Genomic DNA, 23,052 nt, shown 5'->3' with positions numbered 1-23,052 from the left:
TCCGAGTGTGTCGCCGTTACCAGCGATAGTGCGAGAAGGCGCGGTTGGCTTCCGCCATCCGGTGCACGTCTTCACGCTTCTTGACGGCGTTCCCGCGGTTGTTCGATGCGTCCAGCAGCTCGGCCGAGAGCCGCTCGGTCATGGTCTTCTCGTTGCGATCGCGCGCGGCGGCGATCAGCCAGCGGATGCCCAGCGCCTGCCGGCGAGTCGAGCGAACCTCGACCGGAACCTGGTAGGTCGCACCGCCGACGCGGCGGGAGCGAACCTCGATCGTCGGCATGACGTTCTCAAGCGCCTGCTCGAACACGCCGAGCGGGCTCTGCTTGGTCTTGGCTTCGATGATTCCGAATGCACCATAGACGATGCCTTCGGCGACCGACTTCTTGCCGGCATACATCACCGAGTTCATGAACTTCGTGACGATGATGTTCCCGAACTTCGGATCGGGAAGGACTTCGCGCTTTTCAGCAGAATGGCGACGAGACATGGACGAGGTTCCCGCTTACTTCGGACGCTTGGCGCCGTACTTCGAACGACGCTGCTTACGGTTCTTGACGCCCTGGGTATCCAGAACGCCGCGGAGGATGTGGTAGCGCACGCCGGGCAAGTCCTTGACGCGGCCGCCGCGGATCATGACCACCGAGTGCTCCTGGAGGTTATGACCCTCGCCGGGGATGTAACCGATCACCTCGAAGCCATTGGTCAGACGGACCTTGGCAACCTTACGAAGCGCCGAGTTCGGCTTCTTCGGGGTCGTGGTGTAGACGCGCGTGCAAACACCACGCTTCTGCGGCGACTGCTGCAGCGCCGGCACCTTCTTGCGCGACTTCTGCACTTCCCGCGGTTGAGCGATCAGCTGGTTGATCGTCGGCATTCTGGCCTTCACCCTTTTTCTGCCGCGGCCCCTCGCGGGTCCGCTGTCTTGCCGCGGCCCGTCACCGGGTCCGCAATCCTGTTCGGGCTACCCGCCCGAGGGGGCCACCTTGCGCGAAATAACCCACGCAAAGCGAAATTGCGCCAACCACTCCATCAGCGAGCGGAAAGCGCTTCGACGCCACAGAGGACCGCAGCATCGAGACCGCTCGGCGTAGTGCCGCGGCCCGCACACTGAGGTCATGCATCCGAATTCGATCTCGAGAGAACGTGCTCAAGAGAACTAAAGTCGCACTGGCATTGCCTAGCTATGATCGACAGCGTTTGAGCGGCATTCGTCGAGGTTGGTGCCCGCCTTGGTGACCCTCGCGGATCAAATCCTTGGGGATCAAACGGGTGGCCCGTTCCGACGCTGGCGATGCTCACCGCCTGTCGTTAAGTGAGGCGCTTTCTATAAGCGAGAATCGGTCAAGTCAAGGTGAAACGACAGTCACAAAGCGCTTCAGGGGCCTGCAGAAATCCGATCTTGATCGGCTCATGGCCGCCTCCCCGAGCCTATGCGATATAGGAACGCGGCACTTGGTTCGCCAGGCCCAAACACCATTATACCCGGATTAAATATAGTTTTATTACTGCCCTCTGGGCTTTTTCCTGCCCCTGCACAGATCTGCCGGCGGGCGGCAGGCTTTTTCAACTCTCTGGCGTGCGCGCGGTGCCCGGTCGCCTGGAGAGATTTGGCAGTGAGGGTCGGTCTGCGAGGTGGAGAAAAGCCGGCGGCATCGCGTCGGCCAAACGTCTCGCGTCAGGGAGAATCGCTGCCGGCGGGCGCCCTTGGGCGACGAGAATCGGACAAAACGCTCCTTCGAAGCCGGGCGCGCCGCCGGTCACTCCTCCTCGTCGTCCTCATCGAGATCGTCTTCGTCCTCGGCGTATCTGTCACCTCCGGCATGAGCCGCAGCGCCATGGGGCTGGTGGATCTGGTCGTTCCACAGCTTGCGATAGGCGCCGTTCTTGGCAAGTAGCTCGGCATGGGAGCCGCGCTCGATCGCCCTGCCCCCTGAGATCACGATGATCTCGTCCATCTCGACCACCGAGGTCAGGCGGTGGGTCGACCAGATCATGGTGCGGCCCTTGGCGACCTTGAGCAGCGTGCGGTTGATCGCGGCTTCGGTGGTCTGGTCGAGCGCCGAGGTGGCTTCGTCCAGCAGCAGCACCGAGGGGTTGCGGATGATCGCGCGCGCGATCGCGATGCGCTGGCGCTGGCCGCCCGACAGGGTGTCGCCGCGCTCGCCGACCGGCGTGTCGTATCGCTGCGGCAGGCTCATGATGTAGCGGTGGATCTCGGCCTTCTTGGCCGCCTCCTCCACCTCCTCGTCGGTCGCCCCCTCCTTGCCGAGCCGGATGTTCTCGCGGATGGACATGTTGAACAGCATGTTCTCCTGGAACACCACCGCCATGCTCCGGCGCAGCGAATCCAGCGTCACCTTGCGGACATCGACACCGTCGATGGTGACGCGGCCTTCGTCGGGCACGTAGAGCCTCAGGATCAGGTTGAGCAGCGTGCTCTTGCCGGAGCCGCTCGGACCAACGATGGCGATGCGCTTGCCGGCGTTGAGCTTGAGGCTGAGATTGTCCAGCACCGGGGTTTGGCTGCCTTCGTACCGAAAGGTGACGTGATCGAAAGTAATGTCGTTGGTGATGCGCGGCAGATCGGGTGCGCCGGGGCGATCGGCGCCGCGGGTCGGCTCGTCGAGCAGTTCCTGGATGTGGCGGATCGCGGCGGCCGAGGAGATCGACACCGGGACATAGTGCATCACATGAGCGATGTTGTAGGAGACCTCCCAGAACGCGCTCTCGAAGGTGACGAAGGTGCCGATGGTGATCTGGCCCTTGGTCGCGAGATACGCGCCGATCGCGAGCACCACGAGGTGCAGGAGGAGCACCGAGATGGTGACCGTCCGCTCCACCATGGTCGAGAGGAACGCGGCCGAGGCGATCTTGTTGCGGGTCTCGTCGTTGCGCAAGGTGAAGAAGCCGAACATCCTGCGTTGCAGGCTGAACGCCTTGATCACAGCCTGGGCGGCCACGTTCTCCTGCACCATGCCGAGCAGCGCCGACTCATTGAGCTTCTGCTCGTAGTTGGCCTGCACTGCCTTGGGCGTCAGGATCCGCGGTCCGATCAGTGTGATCGGGAACACCAGCAGCGCGACGACGGCGAGCTGCCAGTTGAGGAACAGCATCAGGATGATGCCGGCGATCAGTTCCAGGAACGGCAGCGCGGCGCTGTTGGCAAACGTCTTGACCGAGCCTTCGAAGGCCGAGAGATCGACCGAGAAGCGCGACAGGATTTCGCCGCGCCTGGTGCGGCCGAAATAGGCCGCCGGCAGGTCCTGGACGTGCTCGAACAGGCGCTTGCGGACATCGGAGATGATGCAGGCAGCCAGCCGCGCGTCCCAGCGCTCGTACCAGACGGCAACGATCGAGGTGAAGATGCCGGCGACCGCGAGCACGCCGAGGATCTTGTAGAGGGCCTGGAAATCCTCCTCACCGAGCGCGTCGTCGATCAGGTACTTCAGGCTGAGCGGCATGATGACGTTGAATAGCGTCTCGACGAACACGCCGAACGCCACGTAGGACAACATCCGCTTGTAGTTGGTCAGATAGGGCCTGACGAACCCGACGATGGTGGCGAGCGCGCCGGCGGCTTCACGCGCGGTATAGACGACGAGGTCCTCGTCCTCATCGTCCTCGTCGAGCTCCAGCTCGTCATCCCCCTCGTCTTCGGCGTCCTCGTCGTCCTCGTGATCCGGCTTTGCCGCGGAGGCGAGCTTGTCGTTGAGCTCAACCGCATCTTCCGCAGCGAGCTTCTGTTTGTGGGGCGGGAGGGGCTTGTCGCCGGGCGAGAAAGGCTTGGACGCCATGAAACCAACCGATGCTGACGGCCGGCATGACCGCAGAGAATGCAGGAAATAGCGGCAACCGCTATTCCACCGATTCTATGCGATCAGGATGAATTCGGCAAAACAATTGGCGAATTCGATCCGCGCTCCGCGATTAGTCCTCCTCCTCGACCTTGTCGAAGAAGGAATAGCGCAAGCTGTCGGCGTCGGCGTACCACTGCCCCGGCCCCTTGTTGGCGGCGAGCGTCGCCTCCCAGAGCGCATCGGTGCAGTCCTTGCGGTGCATCGACAGGTCGAAGCCGTTGCCGAAGAACAGCTCGGACCATTCCCACCAGGTGCCGAGCTTCTTGACCCCACGCAAGAGGTCGTAGCGGTCGATCAGTGCCGGCGCCATGTCCGAGGTGACCGAACCGAACACGAGACCGGTCTTGACCACGCGGTTCAGCTCGCGGATCGCGCGGACCACCTGCTTCGGGGAAACGTGGCAGAGGCTGGTCTCGAATACGAAGTCGAACGCACCGTCCTTGAACGGCATGTCGGTGATCGACCCGAGCTTGTTGTACTTCTTCAGCGCTTTCGGCGTCTTGGCATGGATGACGCGGTTGTTCTCGATTCCCCACGCATCGATGCCGCGATCGCGCAGTGCGCCGACCAGCTCGCCGCTGGCCGAGCCCGCGACCAGCAGCTTGGCGCCCGTCGCCCTGCCCCACACGATTCCGATCAGCCTCGTGAGGTAATCGGGATCGGTGAAGTGCCGCCACGCCTCATGATAGGGACCGAGGCCTCGATAGTTCTCGAAATAGTCGCGATCGATCTTGTCCGACAGCGGCTTGTCGTCCTGTGCGCGCTCTCGGCGCAGGCGCATCATCTCGGTCAGGATGATGTCGGTCGCCGCATCGGAAGAATCGAGCAGGCCGTTCAGCGTCGAGTCGAACAGATAGTCGCCGACCACCACGATGCCGGGATGCTCCTTCGGCTCGGGCCGGTGATTGGTCATGACGTCGCGCACCGGCAGACCGCCAGGAATTGCGTTCACCGACGACAGCCAGCGGTGGATCTTGCCTTCCATGAAGTGCAAGCGCGCATCGCCGAGAGAAGCCGGCAGCGATTTCAGGGCAGCATCGATCAGCTCCTGGTCCGACAGATTGGCGAAAGCCAGCGCGTCGGAGCCCGGAATGAGCCAGTTCAGGACGCCGTGCTTGCCGACGTCGTGGCGCGCGCCCTCGTTGTAGACGCAGCATCCGCCGAACGCCTCCGACATGAACCAGGCGCCGGAAATCTTCTCGCCCCAGAACGGCGTGTCGAACAGGATCGAGACGCGCAAATAGTGCGCGGGACGGTCGAAGTACGAGACGTGCTTGACCATCGACTTGCGGAGCTGCTCGCCTTCCCAGCCGACGGTAGCGAGCCAGGAATGCGGCAGGCAGACCAGGACGAGATCGAAGTCGCGGGTCTCCGGTCCCTTGCCGTTCATCATCTTGAGCTGATAGCGGCCGGTCGGCGCCTTGCCGACGGTGAGTACGCGGTGATTGAGCTGGATGTCGGCATTGACCTCCGACTGCAGGCATTCGATCAGCTGCTCGTTGCCATTCTGGATGGAATAGAGGCCGATATAGCCGTCGACGTCCATCAGATAGTTCTTAAGCGCGTTGAGACCGTTGGTGTTGTGGCTCTCGGTCGCGATGTCGGAGCGCGCCATCACCTTGAAGAAACGCTTTGCCGTCTCGTCCTCGACCTCCTCGTCGAGCACCTGCTCGGCGGTCTTGTAGGCCCAGGGATTCTCGTTGTCGTGCGCACCGACACCTTCATAATACTCGATCGGAGACATCACCTCGGTACAGCGCTTGCGGAACGCCTCGATCGCGGCCGCGGTCTCGGCGCCATATCTGCGGCGCATGCCGGGCACGTCATTAAGGAGCTCGCCGCCGAAATGTACCTGCTCGGCGTCCATCGGAATGGTCTGGAGGCCGAAATGCTGGATCAGTTCGCGCAGCGGGTCCGGGCCCGTCATCGAGTAATCGTAGATCTCGGCAACGCCGGCTTCGTACATCGCGGGCGCCGAATCGAATTTACGCGTGACGATCTTGCCGCCGAGCCGGTCGGACGCCTCGAAAATGGTAACGCGACAGAGATCGCCGAGCTTACGCTTCAGATACCAAGCACTCATCAGCCCGCCGGGGCCGCCGCCTACGATTGCGAGATCAAGCATGGGAGTTCCGTGGTCTCCGGCCTGCCCCCTTCACGGGACCACCGGTCTTAAGCTCTCCTAGCAGAAGCGCTTTTGCGACTGAAGGAAAGATGAACAAGGGTTGATGCCGCACTGCAGCAAGCAATGGAAGCAGCAAAAAAGGCCGGCGAAAGCCGGCCTTTTCATTGTCCTCGGTATTCCTACGGATGAACCATCATTCCGCAGGCGGCAGCGCAGGAAGCTCGGCTTCCGGTGCCGGCGACACGACGGCCGCCTGCTTCTCGCGCTCGTCCAGGATCAGCTTGTCGCGCTTCATGGCGACTTCGCGGATCTTGGCCATGGAGGCGCCGGTGCCTGCCGGGATCAGCCGGCCGACGATGACGTTCTCCTTGAGACCTTCGAGCGGATCGATCTTGCCGTTGACCGCCGCTTCGGTGAGGACGCGCGTGGTCTCCTGGAACGATGCCGCCGAGAAGAAGGACCGGGTCTGGAGGCTCGCCTTGGTGATGCCGAGCAGAACCGGCGTTCCCGTAGCGGGCTTCTTGCCCTCTTCCTTGGCCTTCACGTTCAGCGCGTCGAACTCGATCTTGTCGACCTGCTCGCCGGAGATCATGTCCGTATCGCCCTGATCGGTGATTTCCACCTTCTGGAGCATCTGACGGACGATCACCTCAATGTGCTTGTCGTTGATGAGCACGCCCTGCAGCCGGTAGACCTCCTGGATCTCGTTGACCAGATAGGCCGCGAGCTCCTCGATGCCCTTCACCGCAAGGATGTCATGCGGCGCCGGGTTGCCTTCCACGATGAAGTCGCCCTTTTCGACGACGTCGCCGTCCTGAAGGTGGATGTGCTTGCCCTTCGGGATCAGGTACTCGCGCGCCTCGTCGGTCTTGTCCATCGGCTCGATCGAGATGCGACGCTTGTTCTTGTAGTCGCGCCCGAACCGGATGGTGCCCGCGATTTCGGCGATGATCGCCGCATCCTTCGGGCGCCGAGCCTCGAACAGTTCCGCCACCCGCGGCAGACCGCCGGTGATGTCACGCGTCTTGGCGCTTTCGGTCGAGACACGGGCGAGGATGTCGCCCGGCTGTACCTTGGCTCCGATGTCGACCGAAAGAATGGCATCGACCGACAGCATGTAGCGGGCATCGCCGCCACGGGCGAGCTTGAGCACCTTGCCGTCCTTGCCCTTCACCACGATGGCCGGACGCAGATCCGCGCCGCCGCGAGTCGAGCGCCAGTCGATGACCACGCGCTTGGCGATGCCGGTGGCTTCGTCGAGCGTTTCCGAGATCGACTGTCCCTCCACCAGATCTTCGAAGCCGATGGTGCCTTCCACTTCGGTGAGAAGCGGACGGGTGTAGGGGTCCCACTCGACGATGCGTTGGCCGCGCTTGACCATGTCGCCCTCGTCGACGTGCAGGCGCGATCCGTACTGGATACGGTGCGTCGCACGTTCGGTGCCGTCGGCATCGACGATCGCGACAACCATGTTGCGCACCATCGCGATCAGGTGACCTTCGCTGTTACGGGCGATGGCCTTGTTCCTGATCACGATCTTGCCGTCGAAATTGGCTTCGACGAACGACTGCTCGTTGAGCTGCGCCGCACCGCCAATGTGGAAGGTGCGCATGGTGAGCTGGGTGCCCGGCTCGCCGATCGACTGCGCCGCGATGACGCCGACTGCTTCGCCGTGGTTGACCGGCGTGCCGCGGGCGAGGTCGCGGCCGTAGCACTTGCCGCAGATGCCGTTGACGAGTTCGCAGGTCAGTGCCGAGCGGATCTTCACCTCCTGCACGCCACCCTGCTGAATGGCCTCCAGATGGCTCTCTTCCATCAGCGTATCGCGCTTGATGATCACCTTGCCCGAGCTGTCACGCACGTCTTCGCAGGCCGTGCGTCCGAGGATGCGCGAGCCGAGCGAAGCGACCACGGTGCCTGCATCGACGATGGCGCGCATCTTGATGCCGAGCTTGGTGCCGCAATCGCTCTGCGTGATGATGCAGTCCTGCGCCACGTCGACGAGACGACGGGTCAGGTAGCCGGAGTTCGCGGTCTTCAACGCCGTGTCCGCGAGGCCCTTGCGGGCGCCGTGGGTCGAGTTGAAGTACTCGAGCACCGAGAGGCCTTCCTTGAAGTTCGAGATGATCGGCGTCTCGATGATCTCGCCCGACGGCTTGGCCATCAGGCCGCGCATGCCGGCGAGCTGGCGCATCTGGGCCGGCGAACCGCGGGCACCGGAGTGAGCCATCATATAGATCGAGTTGATGTCGGCGTCGGCTCCGCTCGCCGTCTTCTTGGTGGCGGAGATCTCCTTCATCATCGCCTTGGCGATTTCTTCCGTGGCCTTCGACCAGGCGTCGACGACCTTGTTGTACTTCTCGCCATGGGTGATCAGACCGTCGTTGTACTGCTGCTCGAAATCCTTCGCCAGCGTACGGGTGGTGTCGACGATCTTCCACTTGCCGTGCGGCACGACCATGTCGTCCTTGCCGAACGAGATGCCGGCCTTGAACGCGTTGTAGAAGCCGAGCGCCATGATGCGGTCGCAGAAGATCACGGTCTCCTTCTGGCCACAGTGGCGGTAGACTTGGTCGATGACGCCGGAGATCTCGCGCTTGGTCATCAGCTTGTTGATGATCTCGTATGAGATGCGCGGGTTCTTCGGCAGCAGGTTGCCGAGCATGACGCGGCCGGCGGTGGTCTCGATCCACCGCCTGGAGACCTTGCCGGTCTCGTCCATGCCTTCCCACCGGTACTTGATCTTGGTGTGGAGGTGGATGACCTTCGCGTGCAGCGCGTGCTCGAGCTCGGCCATGTCGCCGAACACCTTGCCCTCGCCAGGCAGGCCTTCGCGCATGATCGAGACGTAGTAGAGACCGAGCACGATGTCCTGCGACGGCACGATGATCGGCTGGCCGTTCGCCGGATGCAGGATGTTGTTGGTCGACATCATCAGGACGCGCGCTTCCAGCTGCGCTTCGAGCGACAGCGGAACGTGCACGGCCATCTGGTCGCCGTCGAAGTCGGCGTTGAACGCGGAGCAGACCAGCGGATGGAGCTGGATCGCCTTGCCCTCGATCAGCACGGGCTCGAACGCCTGGATGCCGAGGCGATGCAGCGTCGGCGCGCGGTTGAGCAGCACGGGATGCTCGCGGATGACCTCGTCCAGGATGTCCCAGACCTCGGGACGCTCCTTCTCGACCAGCTTCTTGGCCTGCTTCACCGTGGTGGACAGGCCCTTGGCATCAAGCCGCGAGTAGATGAACGGCTTGAACAGCTCGAGCGCCATCTTCTTCGGAAGGCCGCACTGGTGCAGGCGCAGCTCGGGACCGACCACGATCACCGAACGGCCCGAATAGTCGACGCGCTTGCCGAGCAGGTTCTGACGGAACCGGCCCTGCTTGCCCTTGAGCATGTCGGCGAGCGACTTCAGCGGACGCTTGTTGGCGCCCGTGATGACCCGGCCGCGGCGGCCGTTGTCGAACAGCGCGTCGACGGCCTCCTGAAGCATGCGCTTCTCGTTGCGGATGATGATGTCGGGCGCGCGCAGCTCCATCAGCCGCTTCAAGCGGTTGTTGCGGTTGATGACGCGGCGGTAGAGGTCGTTGAGGTCCGAGGTCGCGAAGCGGCCGCCGTCGAGCGGCACCAGCGGACGCAGGTCCGGCGGAATCACCGGAACCACGGTCATGATCATCCATTCCGGCTTGTTGCCGGAGTGGCGGAACGCTTCGACGATCTTCAGGCGCTTGGCGAGCTTCTTGTGCTTGATGTCGGAGTCGGTCTCCTGCATCTCGAGGCGCAAGGTGGCTTCGAGCTTCTCGAGGTCCATGCCCTTGAGCAGCTCGCGGATCGCTTCGGCGCCGATCATGGCGGTGAAGGAATCCTGGCCGTACTCGTCCTGCGCCTTCAGATACTCGTCTTCCGACAGCAGCTGACGGTCCTTGAGCGCGGTGAGGCCCGGCTCCAGCACGACGTAATATTCGAAGTAGAGGATCCGCTCGAGATCCTTCAGCGTCATGTCGAGCAGAAGGCCGATGCGCGAGGGCAGCGACTTCAGGAACCAGATGTGGGCGACGGGAGCCGCCAGCTCGATATGACCCATGCGCTCGCGCCGGACGCGCGACAGCGTGACCTCGACCGAGCACTTCTCGCAGATGATGCCCTTGTACTTCATGCGCTTGTACTTGCCGCACAAGCACTCGTAGTCCTTGATCGGCCCGAAGATGCGGGCGCAGAACAGGCCGTCGCGCTCGGGCTTGAAGGTACGGTAGTTGATGGTCTCCGGCTTCTTGATCTCGCCGTAGGACCAGGACAGAATCTTCTCGGGGGACGCGATCGAGATCCGGATCTGGTCGAAGACCTGAGCCGGCGTCGTCGGGTTGAAGAGATTCATAATTTCTTGGTTCATCGTCTTCTCCTCGCGTGCCGGTCGCCTCCGGCCGCAAATTCGAAAATCATTTATCGGCGCGCCCTGCCCTCAAGGCATCGGGAAGAGCGCCAATGCCCGGCCGCGAAGGCCGGGCATGACAGGTCGAATTACTCGGCCGCTTCCGACGTCGGCGCCGGTCCAACCTTGGAGTTGTGCAGGTCGACGTTGAGGCCGAGCGAGCGCATTTCCTTGACCAGCACGTTGAACGATTCCGGAATACCGGCCTCGAACGTGTCGTCGCCGCGCACGATCGCCTCGTACACCTTGGTACGGCCGGCGACGTCGTCCGACTTCACCGTCAGCATCTCCTGGAGCGTGTACGCCGCGCCGTAAGCCTCGAGCGCCCACACCTCCATTTCGCCGAAGCGCTGGCCGCCGAACTGCGCCTTGCCGCCCAACGGCTGCTGGGTGACGAGCGAGTACGGACCGATCGAACGCGCATGGATCTTGTCGTCGACCAGATGGTGCAGCTTGAGCATGTAGATGTAGCCCACCGTCACCTTGCGATCGAACGGATCGCCGGTGCGGCCGTCATAGACGGTCGACTGACCCGAAGCGTCGAGACCGGCAAGCTTCAGCATCTCCTCGATGTCGGCTTCCTTGGCGCCGTCGAACACCGGCGTCGCGATCGGCACGCCGCGGCTGAGGTTATGGCCGAGTTCGAGCAGCTCGTTGTCGTTGAGCGACTTGATCGTCTCGTCCTCGCCGTAGACCTTCTTCAAGGTTTCCTTCAGCGGCTTGATGTCCTGCTTCGACAAATAGGCATCGACGGTCTGGCCGATACGTTTGCCGAGGCCGGCGCAGGCCCAGCCGAGATGGGTCTCGAGGATCTGCCCGACGTTCATGCGCGAGGGCACGCCGAGCGGATTGAGCACGATGTCGGCATGCGTGCCGTCTTCGAGGAACGGCATGTCCTCGATCGGCACGATCTTCGACACCACGCCCTTGTTGCCGTGGCGGCCGGCCATCTTGTCGCCGGGCTGGATCTTGCGCTTCACCGCGACGAAGACCTTGACCATCTTCATCACGCCGGGCGGCAATTCGTCGCCGCGTTGAAGCTTCTCGACCTTGTCGAGGAAGCGCTGTTCCAGCCCCTTCTTCGACTCGTCGTACTGCTTCCGCATGGCCTCGATCTCGGCCATCAGCTTGTCGTTGGGCGAGGCGAACAGCCACCACTGCGACTTCGGGTACTCCTCGAGCACCGAACGGGTGATCTTGGTGTCCTTCTTGAAGCCCTTCGGTCCGGCGATGCCCTGCCGCCCTTCGAGCAGCTCGGCAAGACGGTTGTACACGTTGCGGTCGAGGATCGCCTGCTCGTCGTCGCGGTCCTTGGCCAGACGCTCGATCTCTTCCCGTTCGATCGCCAGCGCACGCTCGTCCTTGTCGACGCCGTGACGGTTGAACACGCGCACTTCCACGATCGTCCCCTGCACGCCCGGAGGAACGCGCAGCGAGGTGTCGCGGACGTCGGAGGCCTTCTCGCCGAAGATGGCGCGCAGGAGCTTCTCCTCCGGCGTCATCGGGCTCTCGCCCTTCGGCGTGATCTTGCCGACCAGGATGTCGCCGGCGCGCACTTCCGCACCGATGTAGACGATACCGGCTTCGTCGAGGTTCTTCAGCGCTTCTTCCGAGACGTTCGGAATGTCGCGGGTGATTTCCTCAGGCCCGAGCTTGGTGTCGCGGGCCATCACCTCGAACTCCTCGATGTGGATCGAGGTGAAGACGTCTTCCTTCACGATCCGCTCGGAGAGCAGGATCGAGTCTTCGAAGTTGTAGCCGTTCCACGGCATGAACGCGACCAGCACGTTGCGGCCGAGCGCGAGCTCACCGAGATCGGTCGACGGACCGTCAGCGATGATGTCGCCCTTCTTGACGATGTCGCCGACTTTCACCAGCGGACGCTGGTTGATGCAGGTCGACTGGTTCGAGCGCTGGTACTTCATGAGACGGTAGATATCGACGCCCGACTTGGTCGGATCGAGATCTTCCGTGGCACGGATGACGACGCGGGTGGCGTCGATCTGGTCGATCACGCCAGAGCGGCGCGCGGCGATCGCGGCACCCGAGTCACGCGCAACCACGCCCTCCATGCCGGTGCCGACGAACGGTGCCTCGGCGCGAACCAGCGGCACCGCTTGGCGCTGCATGTTCGAGCCCATCAGCGCGCGGTTGGCGTCGTCGTTCTCGAGGAACGGGATCAGCGCCGCGGCGACCGAAACGAGCTGCTTCGGGGACACGTCCATGTAGTCGACCTTGTCGGGCGTCATCGGTACGACGTCGCGGGTGCCGCTGGAGCGGCAGACCACCAGGTCTTCGGTGAAGCGGCCCTTGGCGTCGATCGGCACGTTGGCCTGGGCCACCGAATAGCGCCCCTCTTCCATCGCCGACAGGTACACGACCTCGTCCGTCACGCGGCCGTCCTTGACCTTGCGGTACGGCGTCTCGACGAAGCCGTACTTGTTCACGCGCGCGAAGGTCGCGAGCGAGTTGATCAGGCCGATGTTCGGACCTTCCGGTGTCTCGATCGGGCAGATACGGCCGTAATGCGTCGGATGCACGTCGCGCACCTCGAAGCCGGCGCGCTCGCGGGTCAGACCGCCCGGTCCGAGCGCCGACAGGCGGCGCTTGTGGGTGATCTCGGACAGCGGGTTGGTCTGGTCCATGAACTGCGAGAGCTGCGAGGAGCCGAAGAACTCGCGCACGGCGGCGGCCGCCGGCTTGGCGTTGATCAGGTCCTGCGGCATGACCGTGTCGATATCGACCGAGGACATGCGTTCCTTGATCGCGCGCTCCATGCGCAGGAGGCCGATACGGTACTGGTTCTCCATGAGCTCGCCGACCGAGCGAACACGGCGGTTGCCGAGATGGTCGATGTCGTCGATCTCGCCCTTGCCGTCGCGCAGGTCCACCAGCGTCTTGATGACCGATAGGATGTCCTCCTTGCGCAGCGTGCGCTGGGTGTCGGGCGCATCGAGGTCGAGGCGCATGTTCATCTTGACGCGGCCGACCGCGGAGAGGTCATACCGTTCGGCATCGAAGAACAGCGACTGGAACATCGCCTGCGCCGATTCGAGCGTCGGCGGCTCGCCCGGACGCATCACGCGGTAGATGTCGAACAGCGCGTCCTCGCGCGTCATGTTCTTGTCGGCCGCGAGCGTGTTGCGGATGTAGGGGCCGACATTGACGTGGTCGATGTCGAGCAGCGGCAGCTCCTTGTAGCCGTGCTCGTTGAGCACCTTCATCGACTTGTCGGTGATTTCCTCACCGGCTTCGGCGTGGATCTCACCGGTCTTCGGGTTGACGAGATCCTCGGCGACGTAGTTGCCGACCAGTTCCTCATCGACCATGCGCAACGCCTTCAGCCCCTTCTCCTGGAGCTGGCGGGCGGCACGGACGGTAAGCTTCTTGCCGGCCTCGAGCACGACCTTGCCGGTGTCGGCGTCGATCAGGTCGTTGACCGTCGAGTAGCCGCGGAAGCGATTGGCGTCGAACGGAACGCGCCAGCCTTCCTTGGTCCGCTTGTAGAGAATTTTCTTGTAGAACGTGGACAGGATCGCCTCGCCGTCGAGGCCGAGGGCGAACATCAGCGACGTCACCGGAATCTTGCGGCGACGGTCGATACGCGCATAGACGATGTCCTTGGCGTCGAATTCGATGTCGAGCCAGGAGCCGCGATACGGGATGACACGGGCGGCGAACAGCAGCTTGCCCGAGGAATGGGTCTTGCCCTTGTCGTGGTCGAAGAAAACGCCGGGCGACCGGTGCATCTGCGAGACGATGACGCGCTCGGTGCCGTTGACGATGAAGGTGCCGTTCATCGTCATGAGCGGGATGTCGCCCATGTAGACATCCTGCTCCTTGATGTCCTTGACCGACTTGGCGCCGGTTTCCTCGTCGATATCGAACACGATGAGGCGCAGCGTCACCTTGAGGGGGGCAGCGAAGGTCATGCCGCGCTGGCGGCACTCATCGACGTCGTATTTCGGCTGCTCGAACTCGTAGCGGACGAATTCCAGCATCGAGGTACCCGAAAAGTCGGAGATCGGGAACACCGAGCGGAACACCGCCTGCAGACCCTCGTCGAGACGGCCGCCCGAGGGTTCGTCGACCATCAGGAACTGGTCATAGGACGCCTTCTGAACCTCGATGAGGTTCGGCATCTCGGCGACTTCCTTGATGTGTCCGAAGAACTTGCGAACACGTTTGCGACCGGTGAATGTCTGCTGCGCCATCGTGGCCTCTCATTTTCGTCGCCCGCTGGGGGCGCGCCGTCCGGAACGCGGCTGCCGCCGCTCTCCGGGTTGAATTTTCGAACCCGTCTTGGGGGCCAGAAACGCAGTTCAGGTGCGAATGTCCTGAATCTGTTCTTCAGACCTTCAAAACGCAAAACGACGCGCGGGGCGCAAGCGCGCGCCCGCCCGTCACAACGATCGTCTTCACGGACTGAAAAAGCCCGAAATAGCTTGCTCTCCCAACGGCTTACAGGGAAATCCGGATCCCTGCCCACCGCGCTTTCGTGCTGCCGACCCGATATGGGGCGACAATAGTGTAGATTCGAGGGTCAGCCCCTCAAATCCCCACACTTTTTCGTGTTCGGCCCGCGTCGGGACGTTCCGTCGCACGCCTTTTGCATCCGACCCACCCTCTTGAGGGGCCGACCGGGATCCCGGGCCTCGCCGACGCGCGGCCGGAATCCCGCCAGCAAGCGTTGCTTACTTGAGCTCGACCTTGGCGCCGGCCTTCTCGACCTGCGCCTTGATCTTCTCGGCTTCTTCCTTGTTCACGCCTTCCTTCAGCGGCTTCGGAGCACCCTCGACGAGGTCCTTTGCTTCCTTCAGGCCGAGACCGGTGATGGCGCGGACTTCCTTGATGACCTCGATCTTCTTGTCGCCGGCGCTGGCGAGAACGACCGTGAACTCGGTCTTCTCTTCCACCGGAGCGGCGGCAGCGCCACCACCGGCCGGGCCGGCCACGGCGACAGCCGCGGCAGCCGAAACGCCCCACTTCTCTTCGAGGAGCTTCGCGAGTTCGGCAGCTTCGAGCACGGTGAGGCTCGAGAGGTCGTCAACGATCTTCTGCAAGTCAGCCATTGTTCAGTTTCCTTGAGTGTAAGTCTGGTTCGGGTTTGAGTTTTGCGAAGGGCGTCAGGCCGCTTCGCCCTTTGAGGCATGAGCCTGGATGACGCGCGCGAGCTTGCCCGCAGGCGCGTTGGCGAGCTGGGCCAGCTTGGTCGCCGGGGCCACGATGAGGCCGACGATCTTGCCGCGCAGTTCGTCAAGCGACGGCAGCGAGGCAAGCGCCTTCACTCCGTCGACATTCAGGACGGTCTTGCCCATCGAGCCGCCGATGATGACGAACTTTTCGTTCGCCTTGGCGAATTCGATGGCGACCTTCGGCGCCGCTACCGGATCGTTGGAAGTCGCGATCACGGTCGGCCCCTTCAGCATGGGGCCAATGGCAACGACGTCGGTGCCTTCAAGAGCAATTTTGGCGAGACGGTTCTTCGAGACCTTCACCGAGGCGCCAGCCTGCTTCATCTGCGTGCGCAGCTTCTGCATCTGGGCGACGGTCAGGCCGGAATATTGAGCAACGATCGCGACGCTCGTGGTCTTGAAGACCTCGTTGAGCTGTTCGACCGCTTCCTTTTTTGCCGCTCGTTCCACAGCAAGCTCTTTCCGGTTGGCGGTCATCGCAAAAGCGGGACCGCCGGGTTGCACCCATCGTCCCGCCCAAACCTGAACCTCGGGGCCAAATCCCCCAGGACACGCCGGGCAAGACGACAATTCAAAGCCTGCCCTCCGGGAGCCCATGAGGCCCACGGCGTGTCGAGGTCCGAACCAGACCCGTTTCGCGAAACCAGCCGTTGAAGCTGGGTGCGAAGTGAAATCCGGTCTTCACCCGTCTATGCAGGCCATGCGATTAAGCCGTTGAGAAATCGAAATTTCTCGCAGGCGCCTGCAGTCTTGGACAGGACAAGGCCAGACGGCGTACCGCCCGACCTCTGCCCGCATTCCACCAACCGACGGATTTTCCTTCCTTTTCCGGCAAATCCTTACGGACGTCCTGAGAAGGAATGATCTCCCGCCTGTCGAGTTTTCGGAATGCGTGCACGAACGCGCCAGCCGAGGCCGGCACGTCCGGAAGCGGTTCTTTAGCCGCTCTCTGCCTGCTTGCCAAGAGCAAAATTCACACCAGTTCCAATCCGCTGCCGGCGGGGCTTGAATTGGCCAAGGACCGATTCAGGCAGATTTGACGGCATGAGGCAGCGGCTTGCCCTCGAAGAACGCCGTCAGGTTCGCCAGCACGCAGCTCTGCATGGCGACGTGCGATTCCAGCGTGTGACCACCAATATGCGGGGCGAACACCACGTTGGGCAGCGCAGTCAGAGCGTCAGGGGCGTGCGGTTCCTTCTCAAAGACGTCGAGGCCGGCGCCCGCGATGGTCTTATCAGTGAGCGCCGCGACCAGGGCTTTCTCGTCAATCACCGAGCCGCGGGAGATATTGACGACATATCCGTCCGCGCCAAGGCGCCTCAGGATATCGGCATTGACGACATGCTCGGTCTCGGCCCCTGCCCGGACCGCAATCATCAGGACGCTGCACCAGTCGGCGAGCGCCTCCAGCGTCGGGAAATATTGATAGGGCAGATCGTACCTGGTGCGGTTGAAATAGCCGACCTCGCTCTCGAAGGCGGCGCAGCGCGCCGCGATCTTGCGGCCGATCTCGCCCATGCCGTAGACCCCGATTCGGCGGCCGGGCATGCCGGCCTGGGGCCGCATCATCGGCGACTGTTTCGACGCCGACCAGTCGCCGCTGCGGACATACTGGTCGGCGACCAGAAGCCGCCGCGTCGCCGCGAGCATCAAGGTCATCGCAATATCGGCGACAGAGGCCGCATTGGCGCCCGGGCTGTGGCCGACCGCGATGTTGCGGCTGGCTGCCGCCTTCAAGTCGATTCCGTCATAGCCGGTGCCATAGCAGACGATGGCGCCGAGCTTTGGAAAGCGGTCCATCGCCTCCGCGCCGAGCGGGGTGCCGCCCGCCGTCAGCATCGCGCGGATGCCGCTCAGCTCATCGGCCGAAAACACTTCGTGCGCGGGCTTGCCACCGGTATCGAGCAACTCGAACCGTTCAGCGAAACGCGCCATCATCGTCTTGGGAAAGCGCGAGTAGATCAGGACCTTGTCAGCCATTGCTCTTGTTTCCGGTGAAAGCCGTCACAAACGACGAGGGGCGGAATCGGTTGCCCAATTCCGCCCCTCGCCTCATGCAATTTCCGAACCTCTAGCCGAGGCAAGCCTTAGCCGAGGATCGTACCCGGCTCGACCTTCACGCCCGGGCCCATGGTCGAGGACACCGCAACGCGCTGGATGTAGGTACCCTTGGAACCGGCCGGCTTCGCCTTGGAGACGGCGTCCGCGAGAGCCTTGATGTTCTCGACCAGCTTCTCTTCGGAGAACGAAGCCTTGCCGACGCCGGCCTGGAGGATGCCGGCCTTCTCGACGCGGAACTCGACCGAACCGCCCTTGGCACCCTTCACCGCACCGGTGACGTCCATGGTCACGGTGCCGATCTTCGGGTTCGGCATCAGGCCGCGCGGGCCGAGCACCTTACCCAGGCGGCCGACCAGCGGCATCATGTCCGGGGTGGCGATGCAGCGGTCGAAATCGATCGTGCCGTTCTGCACCTTCTCGACCAGATCCTCGGCGCCGACGACGTCGGCACCAGCCGCCTTGGCCTCGTCAGCCTTGGCGCCACGGGCGAAGACGCCGACGCGGAGCGTACGGCCGGTGCCGTTCGGCAGGGTCACGACGCCGCGGACCATCTGGTCGGCGTGGCGCGGATCGACGCCGAGATTGATTGCGACCTCGATGGTCTCGTCGAACTTCGCTTTCGCGCGCTCCTTGACCATCTTGATGGCGTCCGCGAGCGGGTAGAGCTTTTCGCGGTCAATGCCTTCGCGGGCCTTGTTCAAACGCTTTCCGATTGCCATAACCGCTTACCCCGCAACTTCCAGACCCATCGAACGGGCGGAGCCCTCGACCATCTTCATGGCCGATTCGATGGTATCGCAATTCAGGTCCTTCATCTTCTTCTCGGCGATCTCGCGCACCTGCGCCTTGGTCACCTTGCCGGCCTTGTCACGGCCCGGCGCCTTCGAACCGGACTGGATCTTCGCAGCCTGCTTGAGGAAGAAGGACATCGGGGGGGTCTTCATCTCGAACGTGAACGAACGATCGGCGTAGATCGTGATCACGACGGGAATCGGGGTGTTCTTCTCTTCCTTCTGGGTCTGGGCGTTGAACGCCTTGCAGAACTCCATGATGTTGAGACCGCGCTGACCAAGCGCGGGACCGATCGGGGGCGAAGGATTCGCCGCACCGGCCGGGACCTGAAGCTTCAGGTATCCGGTCACTTTCTTTGCCATGTATCACTCCTGTTGTGCCGGCATGCCGCCGGCGGTTTCAGGTTCGTGGTCTGGGTCGGATGCGGCTGGCAACCGCCCTCTCCCTCCCACGGCCTCACTTTGCGCGAAACCTCTCGGCTTCACGCGCTACCCGGTCAGACCTTCTCGACCTGACCGAATTCCAGTTCGACAGGTGTAGCGCGGCCGAAGATCGACACCGCGACCTTCACGCGCGAGCGCGCCTCGTCGATTTCCTCGACCACACCCGAGAACGAGGCGAACGGGCCGTCGGCCACGCGCACGTTCTCGCCAATCTCGAACGACACCGACGCCTTCGGCCGTTCCACGCCCTCCTGCACCTGATGCAGGATGCGCATGGCCTCGGATTCCGAAATCGGCATCGGCTTGTTTTCGGCGCCGAGGAAGCCCGTGACCTTCGGCGTGTTCTTGATCAGATGAAACGCCTCGTCGGTCAGCTTCATCTTCACCAGCACGTAGCCCGGGAAGAACTTGCGCTCGGCGTCGATCTTGCGGCCGCGGCGCACTTCCGTGACCTTCTCGGTCGGGACCAGCACCAGTTCGAACAACTCCTCGAGCCCGCGCTGCTTGGCTTGCTCGCGGATCGATTCGGCGACCTTCTTCTCGAAGTTCGAATAGGCGTGGACGATGTACCAGCGCTTGTCGGACACTTGAGCGGTTGCTGTTGCCATCAGTGAATGCCCAGAAGGAAGGTGATGAGGTAACGGATGATCTGGTCGGCGGCGAAGAAGAAGATCGAGGCCACGGCGACCATGACGAACACCATGATCGTGGTGATCGTGGTTTCGCGGCGGGTCGGCCAAGTGACCTTGGCAGTCTCCGAGCGCACTTCCTGCAAGAACTTGAACGGGCTGACTGCCATCGCTTGATGTCCAACGTCCGTCGACGGACGCGAATGAATTTCAGGGATCCGAACAGCCGCCGTTGGCCCAGCCCTCTGTCTCGAAGGATGAGCCGGAAACCGGGCTCGATTGTTCGGGGATTTCAAAGCCGCGCCGGAGATCCGCGTCTAACGGGCCGGCTGCGAGTGCGGGGTATCTACTGCGGATGCGGCCAAAGGTCAAGGTATAGGGGGCACGCGCGGGCAAGCCGCCCTGCCCCGGACGACCATGCAGAGGCCATGTGGATCAAGGGGTTATCCGCCGCCGGCAAGGCGCCATCTCGGGAGTCCATCGGCACCGGCACTCAGTCGGCCCGGTCGACCATGGAAATGCCCGGCAGCGGCACCACGAACTTTCCACCCTCGGCGAAATAGCGGGCGTGCTTGGCCCGGATCGGGTCGACGTAGCGCCAGGCGAAGACCACGACGAAGGCGGGTTTGCGCTCGTAAAGGGCGGCCGGGGGCAGAATCGGAATGTCGTAACCCGGGCCAGCCATCACGTTCCCCTTCTTGGGGTCGTCGTCCACCAGGAAATCGATCTTGTCCTCAAGGCCGAACTGTGGAAGCAGGGTCGTGGTACCCACCGAGACGCCATAGCCGGCGACGAGTTGACCGCGCGCGTGGGCAGCGTCGGCCATCGCGACGAGTTCGTCACGGATGGCGGCGATCCTCTTCACATAGGGCGCGTAATAGGCCGGCTGATCGACACCGAGCCGGTCCTCCTCGGCGACGAACTTCGCGACCTCCGCGGACGGCTTCTTCGCACCGCCGGCGCGCTGAACCGTCACGCGGATCGAGCCACCCTTGGTCCAGATGTGCTGGACGTCGATCACTTCCATCCCGAGCCGGGCGAAGAAGCGCGTCAGCGGCTTGATGTTAAAATACGACAGATGCTCGTGATAGACGGTGTCGAGCAGGTTCTTCTCGGTCACGTCGACGCCGTATTGCGTTTCGAAGACGAACAATCCGTCCGGTGCGAGCACGTCGCGAACCCCGATCACCAGCGGATCGAGATTGTCGACATTGGCGATCATATTGTTGGCGATCACGACGCTCGCCGCACCATGGCTCTGCAGGATGCGGCGCCCGATGGCATCGGTGAAGAAATCGCCGATGGTCTCGATCCCGGCTTCCGTTGCGCGCCGCGCGATGTCGACGGCGGGATCGACGCCCAGCACGCGCATGCCGCGCTCCTTGAAGAAGCCGAGCAGCGAGCCGTCGTTGCTGCCGAGTTCGACGACCAGCGAGCCCGGCGCGACGCCGAAGCGACTCACCACATCGTTCGCGTAGCCCGCGAAATGCTCCCGCAGGCCGAGCGAGAGCGAGGTGGTATAGACGTAGTTGCGGTACTGGATCTCCGGATTGCCGACATGGAGAATCTGGAGGTGACCGCAGTCCCTGCACAGATGCAGCGCCATCGGTACCGCAGCGCGGAAGACGGGATCGTCGACGCTGGCGTTCGGCACCTGGAAGTTCGGCGTGCCAATGGGCATGCCTGCCATCGGGACGACCAGCTCTTGCTTGTCCGAATGACAGAGGCGGCAGGTATGGCGGACGTAGAACAGGTTTTTCATCGTGAAACCGAAAAATGAGATACCCGAACGAGTGAGATAATCCCACCCTGTGAAGACCAGATCGGTGGTGGGCTCAAGCGGATCATGGGTGGCTCGAGACCTCCTTGCCCAACTCGTAGCCGGGGGCTTCCGTCGCCTTGGCCGCCTTGGCCGCCGCATACGAACCGCGTTCCGGACTCGCCAGCCAGATGACGCCGCCGACGAGCCCGATGATCACGCTGATGGCGCCCAGCAGGAGCGAAACCGACAGCGCTTCCTCGGACGACACACCCGCAAGACCGAGGCAGGCGACCATCGCCCCTTCGCGAACGCCCCAGCCACTGATCGAGATCGGGACGGCCGTCAACAGCACCACGGGCGGAATCAGGATGATTGCATCCAGGATCGAGAGCTGCGCTCCGACACCGCGCGCCAACGTGTAGCAGGCCGCCGCAGTCACGAGATGAATGAGGAGCGCCGATCCGAAAAGCAGCGCGCGGCGCTCGGACTGCAGGAGAAGAAACCTGACGAGCGTTCCGAACCGGACGAAGCTTGCGACCGCGCGAAGCGCGATGAGACGTTTGGGCAGACGGTCAAGCGTCAACAGGACCACGGTGCCGGCGACGCCCGCCAGCGTCAGTCCACTGATGGCCAGGATCGCGGGCTGATTGGACACGCGCGACAACAGAAACGGCAATCCGGCCACCATCAGCACGATCAGCCCGATCAATGCGGTGAAGCGGTCTGCTGCAACGCCCTTGACCGCCTCCGGCCACTGCACGCCACGCTGGCGCAGCAACCACATCCGCACCGCGTCCCCGCCGACCGACGACGGCAACACCTGATTGAACCAGAGGCTGATCATGAGGATCCGCCACCCCGCGAGCCAGTCCAACGACACGCCGAGCGCGCGCATGATCAGCTCCCATCGGCCGTTGAGCACGAAGGTCTGGAAGAAGATCAGCGCAAGCGCGACGACGAACAGGAAGGGATCGACCGAGACGAGATGATCTCGCAACTGGCGCAGGTCGAGACCACGCGCGATGTAGACCAGCACGGCGATCGACAGCAGCAGCTTCACCGAAAACAGGGCCGCATGCTTGAATCGCGACTGCATCAGATGCCCGCCTCAGGACGCCGGATATTCCGCACGACCGATGACGAGGTCGATTGCGGCCATCATCCAGAACTGGTGCGTGGTCTCGACGATGTTGTAGCTGCGGCTGTCGACCCAGAAATTGACGTCGCCGAGGTTACGCAGCGGATTGTCCGCGTTCATGCCCGACAGCGTGATCACGTCGAGCTTCATCGTGCGCGCCTGCGCAACTGCATTGAGTATGTTCTTCGAACGTCCGGACGAGCTGATCGCGACCAGGCAATCGCCGGCGCGGGCATTCAGCCGCACGGCGTGCGCGATCCAGTCTTCGAAGCCGTAATCGTTGGCAAGGCACGACATCATGCTCGCATCGCTGAAGCAGAGTGCAGGCACCGACGCATTCTTCGCCAGATCGATCGCCAGATGCGAGGCGATCCCGGCCGAGCCGCCATTACCGATGAAGATGACGCGACCGCCCTGCTCTCGCGTGCGCAACCAGGACGCGCGCGTGGCGGAGATCCTGGCGAAAATACCGTCGTCGATCGCCGTCGCGCGATGCAGGCGGCCCACGTAGTCGTCGAGGAACGCCTTGTGCTCGGGGTCGACGGACTGGTCAGGCATGGGCTGGCGGCTCGATTGCAACATGTCCGGGTGATACCGGCTATTACCAAGGATTGCAAAGGT

The 23,052-nt window shown here is 63.1% G+C and carries 16 protein-coding genes; all 16 read right to left on the bottom strand.

From position 1 onward, the window contains the following. Positions 1-16 precede the first annotated feature (16 nt). Entirely contained in the window at positions 17-487 is a 471-nt protein-coding gene (gene rpsG, locus ACYCVF_RS34255; protein ID WP_459604116.1) for a 30S ribosomal protein S7, read from the bottom strand. Positions 488-502: 15 nt separating this feature from the next. Continuing rightward, complete coding sequence (gene rpsL / locus ACYCVF_RS34250; protein WP_007603006.1) at positions 503-874, bottom strand: 30S ribosomal protein S12; 372 nt, start codon at positions 872-874, stop codon at positions 503-505. A gap of 883 nt (positions 875-1,757) precedes the next feature. Further along, positions 1,758-3,794 (bottom strand): ABC transporter ATP-binding protein, encoded by a 2,037-nt coding sequence (locus ACYCVF_RS34245; RefSeq protein ID WP_459604115.1) that lies wholly within the window; start codon positions 3,792-3,794, stop codon positions 1,758-1,760. A gap of 133 nt (positions 3,795-3,927) precedes the next feature. Beyond that, positions 3,928-5,982 (bottom strand): FAD-dependent oxidoreductase, encoded by a 2,055-nt coding sequence (locus tag ACYCVF_RS34240; RefSeq protein WP_459604114.1) that lies wholly within the window; start codon positions 5,980-5,982, stop codon positions 3,928-3,930. A gap of 193 nt (positions 5,983-6,175) precedes the next feature. After that, positions 6,176-10,372: a DNA-directed RNA polymerase subunit beta' gene (gene rpoC / locus ACYCVF_RS34235; protein ID WP_459604113.1), complete on the bottom strand. Its 4,197-nt coding sequence runs from the start codon at positions 10,370-10,372 to the stop codon at positions 6,176-6,178. Between the two features lie 128 nt (positions 10,373-10,500). Beyond that, complete coding sequence (gene rpoB / locus ACYCVF_RS34230) at positions 10,501-14,625, bottom strand: DNA-directed RNA polymerase subunit beta (protein ID WP_459604112.1); 4,125 nt, start codon at positions 14,623-14,625, stop codon at positions 10,501-10,503. Between the two features lie 480 nt (positions 14,626-15,105). After that, a complete protein-coding gene (gene rplL / locus ACYCVF_RS34225; RefSeq protein ID WP_448031241.1) occupies positions 15,106-15,483 on the bottom strand; it encodes a 50S ribosomal protein L7/L12 in 378 nt (125 codons plus the stop codon). Positions 15,484-15,537: 54 nt separating this feature from the next. Continuing rightward, positions 15,538-16,056, bottom strand: coding sequence for a 50S ribosomal protein L10 (rplJ, locus tag ACYCVF_RS34220; protein WP_370140311.1), 519 nt, complete (start codon positions 16,054-16,056; stop codon positions 15,538-15,540). Between the two features lie 576 nt (positions 16,057-16,632). Next, positions 16,633-17,586, bottom strand: a complete 954-nt coding sequence (locus ACYCVF_RS34215; RefSeq protein WP_459604111.1) for a 2-hydroxyacid dehydrogenase — start codon at positions 17,584-17,586, stop codon at positions 16,633-16,635. A gap of 107 nt (positions 17,587-17,693) precedes the next feature. Further along, positions 17,694-18,386, bottom strand: a complete 693-nt coding sequence (rplA, locus tag ACYCVF_RS34210; protein ID WP_025037003.1) for a 50S ribosomal protein L1 — start codon at positions 18,384-18,386, stop codon at positions 17,694-17,696. A 6-nt stretch (positions 18,387-18,392) separates the two neighbouring features. Next, complete coding sequence (gene rplK, locus ACYCVF_RS34205; RefSeq protein WP_008136439.1) at positions 18,393-18,821, bottom strand: 50S ribosomal protein L11; 429 nt, start codon at positions 18,819-18,821, stop codon at positions 18,393-18,395. 134 nt (positions 18,822-18,955) lie between these two features. Next, entirely contained in the window at positions 18,956-19,510 is a 555-nt protein-coding gene (gene nusG / locus ACYCVF_RS34200; protein ID WP_275511150.1) for a transcription termination/antitermination protein NusG, read from the bottom strand. Then, positions 19,510-19,701: a preprotein translocase subunit SecE gene (gene secE, locus ACYCVF_RS34195; RefSeq protein ID WP_007611620.1), complete on the bottom strand. Its 192-nt coding sequence runs from the start codon at positions 19,699-19,701 to the stop codon at positions 19,510-19,512. Before secE ends, nusG begins: the two co-directional genes overlap by 1 nt. 323 nt (positions 19,702-20,024) lie before the next feature. Then, complete coding sequence (locus tag ACYCVF_RS34190) at positions 20,025-21,293, bottom strand: methyltransferase domain-containing protein (protein ID WP_459604110.1); 1,269 nt, start codon at positions 21,291-21,293, stop codon at positions 20,025-20,027. A gap of 82 nt (positions 21,294-21,375) precedes the next feature. Beyond that, positions 21,376-22,389 (bottom strand): lysylphosphatidylglycerol synthase transmembrane domain-containing protein, encoded by a 1,014-nt coding sequence (locus ACYCVF_RS34185; RefSeq protein WP_459604109.1) that lies wholly within the window; start codon positions 22,387-22,389, stop codon positions 21,376-21,378. Positions 22,390-22,401: 12 nt separating this feature from the next. Next, entirely contained in the window at positions 22,402-22,989 is a 588-nt protein-coding gene (locus tag ACYCVF_RS34180; protein ID WP_459604108.1) for an SIS domain-containing protein, read from the bottom strand. Positions 22,990-23,052 lie beyond the last annotated feature (63 nt).

The organism is Bradyrhizobium cedriense (genome assembly GCF_054602315.1).
Note: the sequence above shows the minus strand (reverse complement) of the source record. Positions and strands in the feature narration are given on the sequence as shown.

What these genes read in the sequence shown, in the direction of transcription:
- rpsG (WP_459604116.1), bottom strand. Translation starts at nt 487, where the DNA reads ATGTCTCGTCGCCATTCTGCTGAAAAGCGCGAAGTCCTTCCCGATCCG.
- rpsL (WP_007603006.1), bottom strand. Translation starts at nt 874, where the DNA reads ATGCCGACGATCAACCAGCTGATCGCTCAACCGCGGGAAGTGCAGAAG.
- ACYCVF_RS34245 (WP_459604115.1), bottom strand. Translation starts at nt 3,794, where the DNA reads ATGGCGTCCAAGCCTTTCTCGCCCGGCGACAAGCCCCTCCCGCCCCAC.
- ACYCVF_RS34240 (WP_459604114.1), bottom strand. Translation starts at nt 5,982, where the DNA reads ATGCTTGATCTCGCAATCGTAGGCGGCGGCCCCGGCGGGCTGATGAGT.
- rpoC (WP_459604113.1), bottom strand. Translation starts at nt 10,372, where the DNA reads ATGAACCAAGAAATTATGAATCTCTTCAACCCGACGACGCCGGCTCAG.
- rpoB (WP_459604112.1), bottom strand. Translation starts at nt 14,625, where the DNA reads ATGGCGCAGCAGACATTCACCGGTCGCAAACGTGTTCGCAAGTTCTTC.
- rplL (WP_448031241.1), bottom strand. Translation starts at nt 15,483, where the DNA reads ATGGCTGACTTGCAGAAGATCGTTGACGACCTCTCGAGCCTCACCGTG.
- ACYCVF_RS34215 (WP_459604111.1), bottom strand. Translation starts at nt 17,586, where the DNA reads ATGGCTGACAAGGTCCTGATCTACTCGCGCTTTCCCAAGACGATGATG.
- rplA (WP_025037003.1), bottom strand. Translation starts at nt 18,386, where the DNA reads ATGGCAATCGGAAAGCGTTTGAACAAGGCCCGCGAAGGCATTGACCGC.
- rplK (WP_008136439.1), bottom strand. Translation starts at nt 18,821, where the DNA reads ATGGCAAAGAAAGTGACCGGATACCTGAAGCTTCAGGTCCCGGCCGGT.
- nusG (WP_275511150.1), bottom strand. Translation starts at nt 19,510, where the DNA reads ATGGCAACAGCAACCGCTCAAGTGTCCGACAAGCGCTGGTACATCGTC.
- secE (WP_007611620.1), bottom strand. Translation starts at nt 19,701, where the DNA reads ATGGCAGTCAGCCCGTTCAAGTTCTTGCAGGAAGTGCGCTCGGAGACT.
- ACYCVF_RS34190 (WP_459604110.1), bottom strand. Translation starts at nt 21,293, where the DNA reads ATGAAAAACCTGTTCTACGTCCGCCATACCTGCCGCCTCTGTCATTCG.
- ACYCVF_RS34185 (WP_459604109.1), bottom strand. Translation starts at nt 22,389, where the DNA reads ATGCAGTCGCGATTCAAGCATGCGGCCCTGTTTTCGGTGAAGCTGCTG.
- ACYCVF_RS34180 (WP_459604108.1), bottom strand. Translation starts at nt 22,989, where the DNA reads ATGCCTGACCAGTCCGTCGACCCCGAGCACAAGGCGTTCCTCGACGAC.